9 protein-coding genes are annotated in these 13,339 nt (G+C 73.9%); 4 read left to right on the top strand and 5 right to left on the bottom strand.

Going from position 1 to position 13,339, the window contains the following annotated elements; genetic code table 11:
- Nucleotides 1-33: 33 nt before the first annotated feature.
- Nucleotides 34-723, top strand: a complete 690-nt coding sequence (locus BLW32_RS03195) for a hypothetical protein (RefSeq protein ID WP_139286014.1) — start codon at nt 34-36, stop codon at nt 721-723.
- Here the strand turns inward: BLW32_RS03195 and BLW32_RS03200 are convergent.
- Both BLW32_RS03200 and BLW32_RS03205 read right to left on the bottom strand, forming a co-directional pair.
- A complete protein-coding gene (locus BLW32_RS03200; RefSeq protein ID WP_068740643.1) occupies nt 710-2,149 on the bottom strand; it encodes a condensation domain-containing protein in 1,440 nt (479 codons plus the stop codon). The two genes, BLW32_RS03195 and BLW32_RS03200, sit on opposite strands and share 14 nt — an antisense overlap.
- A gap of 176 nt (nt 2,150-2,325) precedes the next feature.
- On the bottom strand, nt 2,326-4,038 hold the full coding sequence (locus tag BLW32_RS03205; protein ID WP_068740644.1) for an MmpA family trehalose lipid delivery protein: 1,713 nt from the start codon (nt 4,036-4,038) through the stop codon (nt 2,326-2,328).
- 62 nt (nt 4,039-4,100) lie between these two features.
- Between BLW32_RS03205 and BLW32_RS03210 the strand changes: the two genes are divergently transcribed.
- The gene (locus BLW32_RS03210) at nt 4,101-5,267 is read left to right on the top strand and encodes a polysaccharide biosynthesis protein (protein ID WP_225535851.1); all 1,167 of its coding nucleotides are present in this window, start codon (nt 4,101-4,103) and stop codon (nt 5,265-5,267) included.
- Here BLW32_RS03210 and pgfA read toward each other — a convergent pair.
- On the bottom strand, nt 5,197-6,546 hold the full coding sequence (gene pgfA, locus BLW32_RS03215; protein ID WP_074850336.1) for a cell envelope lipid trafficking protein PgfA: 1,350 nt from the start codon (nt 6,544-6,546) through the stop codon (nt 5,197-5,199). The genes BLW32_RS03210 and pgfA overlap by 71 nt on opposite strands.
- A gap of 164 nt (nt 6,547-6,710) precedes the next feature.
- Here pgfA and BLW32_RS03220 point away from each other — a divergent pair, with 164 nt between their 5' ends.
- Both BLW32_RS03220 and BLW32_RS03225 read left to right on the top strand, forming a co-directional pair.
- Nucleotides 6,711-7,937: an acyltransferase family protein gene (locus BLW32_RS03220; protein ID WP_068740646.1), complete on the top strand. Its 1,227-nt coding sequence runs from the start codon at nt 6,711-6,713 to the stop codon at nt 7,935-7,937.
- A gap of 54 nt (nt 7,938-7,991) precedes the next feature.
- Complete coding sequence (locus BLW32_RS03225) at nt 7,992-8,669, top strand: hypothetical protein (RefSeq protein WP_068740647.1); 678 nt, start codon at nt 7,992-7,994, stop codon at nt 8,667-8,669.
- A 189-nt stretch (nt 8,670-8,858) separates the two neighbouring features.
- On the opposite strand, the gene BLW32_RS03230 is transcribed toward BLW32_RS03225, so the two are convergent.
- Nucleotides 8,859-13,148 (bottom strand): alpha-(1->3)-arabinofuranosyltransferase domain-containing protein, encoded by a 4,290-nt coding sequence (locus BLW32_RS03230; RefSeq protein WP_139286051.1) that lies wholly within the window; start codon nt 13,146-13,148, stop codon nt 8,859-8,861.
- The gene (locus tag BLW32_RS03235) at nt 13,135-13,335 is read right to left on the bottom strand and encodes a DUF2613 family protein (protein ID WP_068740648.1); all 201 of its coding nucleotides are present in this window, start codon (nt 13,333-13,335) and stop codon (nt 13,135-13,137) included. Before BLW32_RS03235 ends, BLW32_RS03230 begins: the two co-directional genes overlap by 14 nt.
- Between the last annotated feature and the right edge of the window lie 4 nt (nt 13,336-13,339).

Raw genomic sequence — 13,339 nt, forward strand, 5'->3', positions numbered from 1 at the left:
CCCGAATCGGAACCCGGGTTGTATCTTCTTTGCATGACCAGGGTGCAGATGGGGCCGCGGGCGAGCAGGTGGTGGATCGCCTACCTGCTCGTCTTCGGCGCCGCGCTCCTCGGGGCCGTGATGGACCGGCGCTGGGGCAGCGCCGCACTCGTCGCGGCGATCCTCGTGGCCGGCCTCGTCACGACGGCCGGGTCGTTGCTGCTCCAGCTCGCGGTGCACGTGGTGGCCTGCGCGTTCGCCGCGCTCTCCGCCGAGATCGCCTTCGCCGGCGGTGACCTGTTCTGGGGCGCCTTCGGCGTGCTGGCCGCCCTCGTGCTGGGCGCGCTCGTCCCGCTCGCGCTCCGCGAGGGCTCGGGTGGCCGGATCCGCACCGAGGAGCTCGTCGGCCGCACCGTGCCGGAGGCCGAGCGGCTGCTCGGCTACCCGCGCGACCGCCAGCCCGGCGGTCTCGGCGCCCCGGTCCTCGTCGCCGTCCCCTACGGTCCGCTGCCCGACGGTGCCGACCGTCGCGCCCGTCTCGTGGTGACCGCGGTGGCCGTCGACCCGGCCGGCCCGTGGATCGCCTTCGGGGTCACCCCCGCCGCCTATGCGCCCGCCTTCGACCGGCGCCGACGACGGGCGCTGCAGGCAGAGCTGCACGCCCGCGTCGGCGGCTTCCCCGCCGACCTCCGGCAGGACCGCACCGTCGCGCCGGTGCCGGCGGCGGCCGCTACGCCGAGATGAGGGCGGGGGAGCGGTCGGCGACCTCGATGATGCGGTCGCGGAGCAGCCGGAAGACGGTGTCCACCGAGCGGGTCGCCTGCGTGGTGTCGGGGTGCATCGCGTTGAAGTCCAGGCCCGACTCGTCGCGGTTGATCCACGTGAACACCTCGCGCGAGGGCGTGGCGTTCGCGAACACCGAGAAGTCGTGCTGCCGAGCCAGTTCCGCGCCCGGCACCCGCGTCACGTCGATGTAGGAGAGCATCGGCGCGGTGAAACCGTGCTCCACGGGGAACTCCGGATCGTCGGCCAGCAGGTCGATGACCGGGAACACCGGCGTGCGGTCGAGCTGCTTCGCCGTCGCGACCGCCTCGTGCGCGTTGCGGGCGACCTCGTCGAAGCTCCCGGAGGCCGAGAACTGGACGGGCACCAGCGTCACGTACCAACCGACCGCCATCGCGTCGCCGGTGGCGGACCGGTCGGCGCGGGGGATGAGCATGGTGAACAGCTCGTCGCCGGTGAGGTTGTGGTGGACCTGCCCGAGCACCGCGAGGAGCGCGCTGTTCATGTTCGCGCCGGCCCGCTTGGCCGCCGCGCCGAACCGGGCGGTGCGGTCGGCGTCGATGAACGAGGCGTGCACCGCGATGCGGCCCGGGGCGGCCTCGCCGTCGGCCAGGCCGAGGGGCAGGGGGTAGCGCGGCATGCCGCCCGACCGGCGCAGCGTCTCGCGCCACTGCACGACGTCCGGGTGGGTCGGCGTCAGCGTGGCGGCCAGCGTGCGCTGCTCCCGGGTGAACTCGCGGTGCGGGCGGACCGGCACCGGCGTGTACGGGGCGCCGCTGCGGGCCGCGGTGTACCGGGACACGAGCTCGAAGAAGCTCACGGCCTGAGACACGCCGTCGGTGTACAGGTGGTCCGAGCAGACCACCACCTGGAAGTGCGGCTCGACGGCCCCGGGGCGCGCGTTCTCGACGCCGGTCACGGCGAAGGCGAACGCCGCCCAGTCGTGCAGTTCCGGCACGTTCGCCATCAGGTAGCCCTTGACGGTGTCACCGGGGTGCGTTTCCGAGGTGGCCTCGACGGCGAGATCGATCTGTTCCGGAGAAAGGGTGCGGCCGCGCGGATCCGGGGCCGCCGATACCGGGAAAGCGGTATGGAAAACGCCGTGCGCGCGGACGAATTCGGTGAAGACCGATTCGACGATTGTTCGATCGAAAACATCGTGGATCGTGAATGTGGTGAAAACGAGCCGGCGGGTGCAGGCCTCGCCGTCGATGCCGCTGCGCAGGTGGTCGGCCTGCACGTAGGACGTGCAGACGTCCTGGTCAGGGGCGGTGCGCATCGCCTCCTTGGTGGTCGCGTCCGGAGCCCAGACGGCCCACTCTCCCGCCGGGCACTGCCACTGCTCTGAGAAACCCGAGATCATGTAGAACATGATGACGAACTCCATAGCGCAGCAAAAGACGCGCGAACAGTGAGAAACCCGACAATTCCCGGGGGTTCACATTTTGTCGTGCATGACGCATCATGCGCAGTGCTAATTACGGCATGAGGTAATACAGGTTGACGGGACGTTCGACCTGCAAAATGAACAGTGGGTTTCCCGCACGTCGTACGGGAACGGGATCACGCCGACGGGGCCGGGGCGGCGGCACCGTCGGGCCTTGCGGACCCGCGCGCCCCGCCGGTCGCGGCCACGGCCCCGCCGCCCAGCAGCAGTGCCGCCCACAGCAGATGCGCGGCCCATGCGCCGCCCCGCTCCGCGGACGATGCCGAGTCGGTCGCGACCTCGCCCGGCACCCGGTAGAGCCGCAGTTCAGGAGTGTCGACGGCGAGCTCCAGGCCGGGGAGCGGCACCGTCGGGAAGACGGTCGCGCCGTCGACGGAGACGGCCTCCACGAGCACCCACCCGACGCCCAGCTCCGCCAGCCGACCGGCCAGGGCGTCGCCGCCGGCGGCCAGCGCGTCCTCCGCGTCGGACGCCGCGCCCGGCACGCGGTCGACGGAGCGCCCGCCGACGCGGAGTTCACCCGTCTGCAGGACGGGCGCCCGCAGCATCCGCGGCGCGGGGTCGAGGACCGGCGCGTCCGGGCCGTACGCGTACGTCCGGAACATGCCCGGCGGCAGCACCGCGACCGATCCGCGGTCCGCGGGCACGGCCTCGGCGACGGTGCGCCACGCCGCCGGGTAGGTCACCGGCGAGAGCGCGCCGCCCACGCCCCACGCGAGGCCCGGCAGCACCGCGATCGGCAGCGCCACCGCCATCACGGAGCCCCCGGCCCGCGCGGCCGCTGGCAGCGCGGCCACCAGCGCCGCGGCGCACGCCGCGTACAGCGGCAAGGCCAGCGCCACCCACTTCTGCCCGTCGCGCAGCAGCCCGCTGCCCGGGATCGCCTGCACCACGGCCTCGAGCAGCGCCGTCCCGGGGCCCGTCGCCGCCACTGCGGGCAGCACCACGGCGCACAGCGCCAGCAGCGCGAACCGGCCCAGCGGCGGGGCGAGCAGCCGCGCGCGGAGCACCAGCACCCCGCCCGCCAGCAGCGCGAGGGCGAGCGCGGTCCAGAGCCAGGGGGCACCGTCGGGCACGGCCTGCCGGTTCCAGATGCCCCCGAGCCCGAGGAGCGAGCCGAGCGTGCCGAGCCCCGGCTCGGCGCGGACCGCGAAGGCGGCGACGCTCGCCGGATCGGCGCGCACGCCGCTGCCCGAGACCAGCGACGGGTACAGCCACGGCGCGGCCGCGCACACGAACAGTCCGAGCAGCCAGGCCCACCGGCGGGGCGCCGCGACCAGGCCCGCGATCAGCGCGAAGACGGCGCCCGTCGGCGTCAGCCCGCCCGCGGCCAGGCACGCCGCGAAGCCGCCGAGCTGCCGCCGGCCCTCCGACCGCAGCCCGACGACGACGGCCCAGCCGATCGCGGCGTACCCGGCAAGCAGGCTCCAGTGCCCCTGCAGCAGCCGCTCGGCGACGAACGGGTTCCACAGGCCCACCGTCGCGGCGGCCAGGCCCGCGCCGAGGCCCGCGTCGCGGCCCACGGCGGCGAGGATCGCCAGCGCGCAGCGACCGAATCCCCACCCCGCCGCCACCAGCGCGACGAACAGCAGGGCCGTGACCAGGAGGCCACCGTCGACCACCTGCGAACCGACGGCCAGCAGCCAATCCTGCGGCGTGGCGCGGGCGGCGTTGTCGCCGAGGCCGAGCGCGGTGTCGGTGAGGTACGAGCGGGGCGTCGAGACGGCGTCGCGGAGCAACAGATAGCGGCCGCCGACGGCCAGCGGGCCCAGGATCACGGCGGCGAGCACGGCGGACCAGGCGGCGAGGGCCAGGTCGCGCGATCTCATCGACCCGAGCCTACTGACACAATGGCCGGGTGCGAGGTTTGGCGTGGGTCACGATCGGCTCGATGGCGGCGAACCTGTGCTCCTACCTGGTGCACCTGCCCGCGAGCCGCTGGCTCGGGCCCGCCGGGTACGGCGAGTTCGCCGCCCTCCTGCAGCTGTCGTTGATCCTCGCGGTGCCCGCGCTCGCGCTGCAGACCGTCGTCGCGCGGCAGGTCGTCCGCGGCGCCGGGGCCGCGCAGATGCGGGCGCTGGGCTACCGGATCGCCCTCGGCGCGGGTGTGCTGGCGCTGGTCGCGGTGCCGCTGGCCGCTGCGGGCCTGCACACCCGGGCGATCACGGCCGCCGCCGCGCTGGCCGCCGCGCCCGCGCTCGTGCTGCTCGCCGTCGAGCAGGGGCTGCTGCAGGGCGAGCGGCGCTTCGGGCGGCTCGCGGCGCTCCTCGCACTGGCGGGGGTCGGCAAGCTCGCCTTCACCGTGCCGGGGCTGCTGCTGGGCCCCGGGCCGGCGCTCCTCGGCACGACGGTGGGCGCCCTGGTCGCGGCCGTCGTCGGCCGGGCGCTGGCCGGGGCCCCGTCGGGACACGCGGCCGGGCCGGACGCGGGGGTGCGCGCGGTGCTCGGCGCCAGCTCCGTGCAGCTGGTGCTCGTCGTCTTCGCCTCGCTCGACCTGCTGCTCTCCCGGCCCGTGCTCGGAGCGGCCGCGGCCGGCACCTACGCCCTCGGCGCGGTGGCCGCGAAGGTCGCGTTCTGGCTGCCGCAGGCCGTCGGCGTCGTCTTCTACCCGCAGCTCGCCACCCCCGGCCGTGCCCGCGGCGCCCTGCGCACCGTCGTCGGGCTGCTGACCGCGCTCGGCCTGGCCTGCATCGCCGGCGCGGCGGTGTGCGCCCCGCTCGCGACGCTGCTGGCCGGCGAGGACTACCGGCCCGTCCAGGGACTGCTGTGGCTGTTCGCCGCGCAGGGCGCGCTGCTCGCCCTGCTGCAGGGGCTGCTGCTCTACGCCATCGCCATCGAACGGACCCGGATGGCGCTGTTCGCCTGGGTGGTGGTCGCGGCCGAGGCGGCGATCCTGCTCACCCTGCCGCACACCCCCGCCGAAATGATCACCGCCGCGGCGCTGTGTGCGCTCGCGGCGGTGATGGTGATCGGTGCGGTCGTGACCGTCAGCGCTCGTCGCGCTTCCGGAAGTCGATCGCCTCGGTCTGCGACTCGTCCGGCCGCGGCTGAGCGCTGAACGCTTCCGTCGCCGGATCGCCGCCCACGTCCGGGGTGGTGATCGGCTCGTCGTCGAGCGGGGCCGTGGGCGCGGCATCGCCGGAACCGGCGTTCGCCCGTCCGCGGCCGCCCGTGCCGGGCCCGCCCGCGGTGGCGGGGTTGCGGCCCAGGAACAGCGCGAAGACGCCGAGACCCAGCGCGATCAGGCCGAGGACGCCGCCCGCGACCGGCGCCACGTACTTGGCGACGGCGATCTTGTTCTGCGCCGACTTCGCGACCTCCGCCTGCGAGCGGACCGTCGCATCGACCCAGCGCTGCTTGGCGTCGAAGACGTCGAGCTTGAAGTCGCGGACCGGCTTCGGCGTGTTCGGGGCGACCTGGCCCGGAAGGCGGAACTGCTGCGTGTAGTGCAGCGACTGGTCGACGATGACGCCCGAGGTCGGGTCGACCCACAGGTCCACGTCGGTCTTCGCCCAGCGGTTCAGCGTGATGTCGTCCTTGGGGTCGACGCCGCCGATGCCCCACCAGCCCGCGGGCATGGTGAGCACGGTGCCGAGCGTCGGGTCGTTGCTGTCGCGGATGGTGGAGAGGTCCACCCAGTTCTGCTGGCCCTGGAAGTGCAGCGTCTTGGTGCCGCTGACCTCCTTCTCCTCGACGAACTTCAGGCCCACGTTGCTGCGCGTGACGAGGTCGAAGAACTCGTACTTCCCGTCCTGCGTGGTGCCGGCGGGGAAGCGGTACTGCAGGCCCTTGCGGTCGGCGATCTTCACCGCGGGGGTGCTCTCGCCGGGCTGGTAGGTGGCCTCGGAGGTCTTGCCGGTCGGCTTACCGGTCTCGCGGTCCAGGGAGACGCGGTCGAGCCACGCCTGCACCAGGCCGTCGTCGCAGGGACGCTTGTCCTGCACGGCGCCGGTCAGCTCCGGGTGCCGCGGCTCGCCCTTGGTCTTGATCGACGGGACCACCATCGAGCTGCCGGACTGCACCGTCATCGTCGACTTGTCCGACGGGGTGGTGACCAGCGTGCGGGTCTGCGTGGTCACCGAGACCTCGTTGACCACGGCCTTGCCCTTGTCGATCGAGCACATGTCCAGCGACTTCGCGGGGAACTCCGCGTCGGCCTGGGAATCCGCGACCTTCTCGGACTTCGCCACCGTCGTGGTGTCGATGTCCAGCGGGATCGTCGTCAGCTTGCCCGCGACGTACGCCGGTCCGGCGATCGCGGCGGTGATCAGCAGCGCGCCCAAGAAGATCAGGATCGGACCGATAACGCGCGCCAGCCGGCTACGGCCTACCGCCATCGAAGTGTCTCCTCACATCTCTGTGGGGCGCGTGCGCGGTTCGCACACGCCGTCGGGGCACGCGGTCGCGCTCCCTTCCAAGTACCCGAGCCTACAGGTGGTGTCGGGGTGGCACGGGCCACGCGCGCGGGCGAAGACCGATTCGCGGGTAGATTCGGTGGACGATGAGCGCCGCCGGTACCAGCGATTTCGCAGCTGCAAAGCCCGCGGGTGCGGCCGGATTCGTGCCCGCACTCGAGGGCATGCGCGCGTGCGCGGCCATCGCCGTGATGCTGACCCACACCGCCTTCCAGACCGGTCAGGTGGGCTATTCGGTGGTGGGACGGGTCTGGGGCCGCTTCGACATGGCGGTCGCCCTGTTCTTCGGATTGTCGGGTTTCCTGCTGTGGCGCGCGCACGCCCGCGCCGCGTGGACCTCGTCCGACGGTCCGTCGACGGGGCGGTACTACCGGTCCCGGATCGTGCGGATCATGCCCGCGTACCTCGTGGTCGCCCTCGTCGCGCTGGCCCTGCTGCCGCGGTCGACGGCCCCGTCGGGCTCCACCTGGCTCGCCAACCTCTCGCTGACCCAGGTCTTCGTGCCGTACTCGCTCACCGACGGTCTCACCCAGATGTGGTCGCTGTCGGTGGAGATGCTCTTCTACCTGCTGCTGCCGCTGGCCGCGCTGGCGTTGGTGCGGCTGCGCGGGGACGCGGCGCGGTGGCGGGTGCCGCTGCTGCTCGCCGCGGCGGCGGTGTCGCTGAGCTGGGCGTGGGTCGGCGCGGCGCTGCCCCTGCCGCCGGGGGTGAACCACCACAATTGGCTGCCCTCGTATGTCCCCTGGTTCGTCGCGGGCATCGTCCTCGCCGAGATCGTGAGCGCGCCGGTCTCCCGGTTCGGTCCGGTGCGGCGGCTGGCGCGGCGTCGCGTGTGTTGGCCGGCGGCGCTCGTGGTGTTCGCCGTGATCTGCACGCCGCTGGGCGGCCCCGTGACCCTCGACAGTCCCGAGTCCTGGCAGTTCGCCGTGCGCATGGGCCTCGGCGGGGTGCTCGGCTTCCTGCTGCTGGCGCCGCTCGTGTTGGCGCCCGCGGGGGAGTCGGCGCGGTGGTTGGGGTCCGGCTTCATGCTGGCGCTGGGGCGCTGGTCGTACGGCATCTTCATCTGGCACCTGGTGGTGCTCACCGCGATCTTCCCGCTGTTCGCGATCGTGCCGTTCAACGGCGCCTTCGGGAAGGTGACCCTGTTGACGCTGGTCTTCTCCGTGGCCGTCGCGGCGCTGAGTTACGCCTGGGTGGAGGAGCCGGCCCGCCGCCGGCTCGCGCGTCGCGAGGCCCGACGGCCCGCCGCCGCGCCTCCCCGCGAGGCGCCGAACAGCCAACCGGGATTGGTGTTTTCTGTCACAAGACACTGATGATTTGCCTGCCTGATCGCTACCTTCGTGAACGTCGAATGAGGGGGCAATCGGATGGTGCAAACGGTGGAGGCGGTCGAGCAGCGGATCGCCGATGTGGTGTTCGACCAGGTCGAGGCCGGTCGACGCGGCTGGTCGGATGTGGAGCTCGTGTACATGGCATCCGTCACGGGTGGAGTCGGGTCGCTCGTGCTACGAGTCGACGGTGGAGCTGATCACGGGCACACCGTCGCCGAAGTCGCGCCACTGTTCGAACAGCTCAGGACCGCGATGGCGTCTCCCGGGAGACCCGTCTGGTTCTCAGCGAGGATGCTCATGGACGAGGACGGCGAGTACGCGTTCACCTTCGCCGCTCCGCCAGTGTGGTCGAGGCCTTCGTCGGTGACCGCGGCCGCTGTCATTCTGTTGGTCTTGTCCGGTCTCGTCCTGCTCGGCTTCCTCGCGTCGAACTCGAACCCGAATCGACCTCCGGCCACCTCGTCGGCCGAAGTGGCCGCGGCGCTCACGGTCGCGGCGATCGTGTGGAGCGCGGTGATCCTCGGTGTCGTCGCCGGAATCCGCTTGCTGCGCGGTCGCGGCGGCCGGGTGGTGGCGACCGTCGCGGCGTGCATCTTCGGCCTCACCTGCGTGGGGTTGGTCGCAACGATCGCCGTTCCTCTCCTGCTGTGGCGGAACGACGAATCCCGCGGCTGGTTCGACCGGGCCCCGCGCTATCTCCCACCATCCCGGTAACCGCCGCTCGAGCAGGCGCGGGGGCGTCGTCGGGGCGGATCACAGCAGCAGGATCCGGTGCCGGGCTGATCCGGTGGGTATGCGCCCCACGCATCGCCCGATCGGCAAAACACGGCTCTGAACTGGGATTTCAGGGGGTATGCGTGGCGCGCATAGCTATTCAGTGCGACCACACTCCTCCTTCGCGGCTCAGTCCGTGGCCTCGCCGGTCCCATCGTCACCATCGGCCGTCGGCGCGCCACCGCCGCGGCGGTGCAGGAGCCGCACGGGCGGCACCGTCGACCAGGCCATCAGCAACACGCCGACCAGCGCCAGGCCCTGCGGCCACGGGCCGTGGCCCACGTAGCCGGCCTCGGCGTGCCACGGGCCCGTCGCCAGCAGCAGCATCCCGGCCAGCACGAAGCCGGACGAGCCGAACACGCGCAACGCCGCCCGACGGTCCGCCGACACGTGCAGTCCGGAGACCACCCAGGTCGCGAGTCCGGAGGCCGCCCACAGCGCGAGCCCCGGCCACCCGCTGAGCACGAACGCGACCGCGCCGATCCCGAGGCCCGCTGCGATACCCGGCTGCCAGGCCCGCACCGGTCCTCCGGAACCCCGCGGCCGCGATCCCGGGACCAGTGCCAGCGCGGCGAGGATCGCCAGCAGCGCGAGGCCGCCGAACAGCCCGATCCGGTAGGGCGCGTTGAGGGCGTACCGCAGGGTGACGGCGCCGTCGGTGCCCTGCGGCACCACCCAGCCCTGCTGCCACCCGTTGACGGTCACGGCCTTCAGCGGCGCGCCGTCCGGGCCCGTCGCCGCCCAGCCGGAGTTGCGGCTCTCGGGCACCACGAGCACCTGGTCGGCGTCGGCGCGGCTCACCGTCACGACGCGGCGATCCGGGGTCCAGCTCTGCACCTTCACGCTCTCGTCCCGCGGCGACGCCTCGGCGGCCGCGGGCGTGTCCAGCGCCAGCGAGTCCACGCTGAACGCGAGCCCCGGCGTCGCGACCACCTGCGCCTTCCCGGCCGGCAGCGGCACCGGCGCGGGATCGCACGCCACCGCGCGGACGGGCGCGCCGTCGCGCATCTCCCGCGCTCCCGCCTCGATCCGGAAGCGCAGCACGCGGTCGCCGATCCGCACCGTCGGACCGGTCTCACACGGCACCACGACCGGACGGTCCGCGGGCGCGGGCTCCGAGCCGGGGACGGGCGCACCGTCGGGGCCGACGGCCCGCACTTCTGCCAGCCCGGGCGCCATCTTCTCCGGGAAGCCGAAGTCGTTGATGTTGATCCGCTCGTCCCAGTCGAGCAGCGAGATCGAGATCGAGTCGGTCACGGCCGGGTCGACCTTCACGGTGACGGAATCGCCCGCGGGCAGCTCGCGCACCTGCCTGCCGGTCCCCAGGTCGACGCCGATCCGCGTGGGCCGCGCGGGCGCCTCGCCGCGCGGCAGCCGCAGCGTCAGGCCGCCCACGACCTGCGGCGACGGCAGCCGCAGCCGCAGCACCGGCTTCGGCGACGTCGGCTCCGTGACCGACTGCGGCGCCGACCAGACCGTGTTGGGGTCCCCGTCGACGGCCGCGGCCGAGCTCGCCCGGCCGTCGCCCACCGCCGACTCCGCGAACGCCGACGGCGCGCCCGGCGCCCCGAGCAGCGCCGACAGCGCCTGCCCCGGGCGCGCGCGGACCGTCAGCGACGGTGTCACCGCAGGGGCACCGGGCCCGTCGACGGTCCGCCGCAGCGGCCCGGGCTCCTCCGGCCCGATCGCGATGTCGGCGCACTGCACCGGCCCGGGCGCGCCGTTCTCGCCGGGCGTGACGACGCAGCCGGACCGGCCCATCGTGTCCTGCCCGAACACCCAGCGCTGCGCGGGACCGGACGCGGGCAGCGCCACGTCGTGCCGCGCCGGAATCGTCGCGCCGGACCGCGTGTCCGCGAGCTCGGCCTCCGTGATCGCGAACTGGTTGCCCCACGTGCGGTCGGCGGTCTCGGCGGCGGTGATCCGCACCCACCGCGTCGGCTCCGACGGCGCGACCAGCGTGATCGGCGTCCCCGCCGTGACGGGATCGGAGTACACCGTGCCCGCCTCCGTCGTGATGAGGAGGCGCGTCACCGCGGGACCCAGCGCCCGCCCGACGGTCACCGTCACCGACAGGTCCGCGCGGGGCTCGGGCAGCGTGAACTGCATCCACTGGTTGATGGCGTGGTCGAGGCCGGAGGACACCCACGCGGTGTTCTTGTCGCCGTCCACCGCGGCGGCCGTGCCCGCGCCGGGGAGCACGGTGCCGAGCTGCGTGGCGTCGGCGGCGGAGCTGGAGGCGGACACCGTCGCGCCCTGCCACGTCCCGTCGACCAGCCCCGCCGCCGGGTAGTCGGGCAGCCGGTTCAGCGTTCGACGGGGATCGGAGGCTGTGCGGATCGCGGAGCTGTGGTCGTCGACGCGGCCGTAGTCGGTCTCGCGGCGCTTGGGGGTATCGGTGACGGTCAGCGGGCCGTCGGGCAGCCCCGCGTCCTTCGCGTCGGAGGCGAGCAGCGCCGCGCCCAGCTCACGCCGGCCCGACGCGGCGGCGTCGGCCTGCAGCCCCAGCAGCGCCTCCGGCCCGCCCGCGACGCGCGGCATCGACGCCAGGTCGGCGACGTACGGCCCGGTGGGGGCGGCACCGTCGACCCGGTAGATCGTGATGGCGGGGAGCGGCGGCCGCAGCCCCGAGTCGACGACCACCTTCTCGACGGTCGGCGGGGCGATGTCCGCGCCGAACCGGGCGACCTCGCTGATCCCGGGCGAGCCGATGATCGCGGCGCGGGCCAGCGCAGGCCGCGCCGAGCGCGACGTTCCGGGATCGAGATCAGCGCGCAGCACGAGGTAGGAGATGCCCTGGCGGCGCAGCGTCGCGGCCAGGCCCGCCGACGGGGTACCGGCGCTGAACAGCCGCTGCACCGAGTCGAGGGCGCGGATCGCGCCGGGCGGGTTGAGCGGGATCGCGTCGCGCACCGCCCACGGCGTCTCGGCCAGGGGCTGGATCGGCTCGTCGCGCGTGAGGCCCCACAGCTGCGCACCGAACGGCGCGCCGGGCACGACGAGCGCGCGCTCGGCCCGGGCCTGGCCGGGGGCGGTCCCGGCGGCGTGCGCCGACAGCCAGTCCGCGGCCTGCGACCAGTAGTCGGGGATCTTGTCGTACGGCCCGCGGGGCGCGAGCTTGCCCGTCCACGCCATGCCGCCCGCGAGCGCGAGCACCACGACCACGGCCAGGGCACCCGCCGCGAGCCGGTCCTGCTCGGGGTGCGCCAGGGCCCGCCGGACCTTCGCGAGGCCGACGGTGCCGGGCAGCGGCGCCCGGGCCAGCAGGTGTGCCATGCCCAGGACCAGCGGCAACCGCAGGAAGGGCTCGAGCTTGTAGACGTTGCGCAGGGGCGCGCCGACGCTGTCGAGGAAGACCCGCACCGGCTCGGCGAACGGCGAACCGAGGCCGCTGGCGTAGCCCGCGCCGATCCCCGCCAGGCCGACGAGCAGCACCGTCGCCCAGACCCCGCGCTTGGGCATGCGGCGCATGGTGAGCCCGGCGATGCCGGCGCACGCGACCAGGCCGGTGACGACGACGGCGGCGGGGGAGGTGGTGAGCATGGCGCCGGCGCCGCGCTCGTCGGAGATGAACGGGCTCCACGACGTGGTGCCGCGCAGCACCTCCGGCACCGACGCCCACTGCGTGGTCGCGCGGGAGGACTCGATGAACTCGAGGAACGGCGGGCTGACGCGGCCCATGATGAGCAGCGGCACGATCCACCACGTGGTCGCCAGCGCGACGCACACCGCCCACCAGGCGCTGAACGTCCAGAAGCGGCGGGTCCCGGCGCCGAAGCGCACGTGCAGCAGCCACCACAGCGCGGCGACCGCGCACGCGAAGCCCGTGGCCACGGCGTTGACCGCGCCCATGAGCGCGACCGCGACCGCCGAGCGGGCGGCCAGGTTCCGCAGCGGCACGTCCGCGCCCTGCAGGAGCTGCACCAGCGGCAGCAGCACCCACGGCGCGAGCATCACCGGCGCGGTCTCGGAGCTGATCGCGCCCAGCGTCGTGAGCACCTGCGGGGCCAGCACGAACGCCGCGGCCGCGACGACCCGGCTGCCGCGCGAGCCGGTGCGCAGTGCCTCGGCGAGCCGGATGATCCCCCAGAAGCCGGCGAACAGGAGCAGCGCCCACCACAGGCGCTGCGTGACCCACGGCGGGACGTGCAGGAACTGGCCCAGCGCGAAGAACGCGCCGTGCGGGAAGAAGTAGCCGTAGGCCTGGTTCTGCACCTGGCCGAGCGGGGACTGGCTGGACCAGACGTTGGCCGCGCGGGCGAGGAAGCCGATGGGGTTCGCCGTGAGATCGAGCTTGGTGTCGGCGACGACCTTCCCGGGCGCGCTGAGGAAGCTCAGCGCGAGCAGGGCGACGAACGCCCACGCGCCTGCGCGGCGGGTCAGGGGTTCGTCGGAGAAGTGGGGGCTACTTGTTGGCACCCGAGTCGTCGCGCTCGCCGTAGTTCGACGAGCCCTGCAGGAAGCCCTTGTCCTTCGACACGGTGTTGACGTCGGTGGTCGGCGACGTCTGCGCGACGGCCGCGCCGCTCACCAGTGCGAGGGCCACGGCGACGACGATGCCGGCGAGCGCGGCGGTGGCGCTGGCGATGATCGAGGTGCGGTCCATGCGG

The sequence above is a fragment of the Tsukamurella tyrosinosolvens genome, from assembly GCF_900104775.1.
GTDB classification, from domain to species: domain Bacteria; phylum Actinomycetota; class Actinomycetes; order Mycobacteriales; family Mycobacteriaceae; genus Tsukamurella; species Tsukamurella tyrosinosolvens.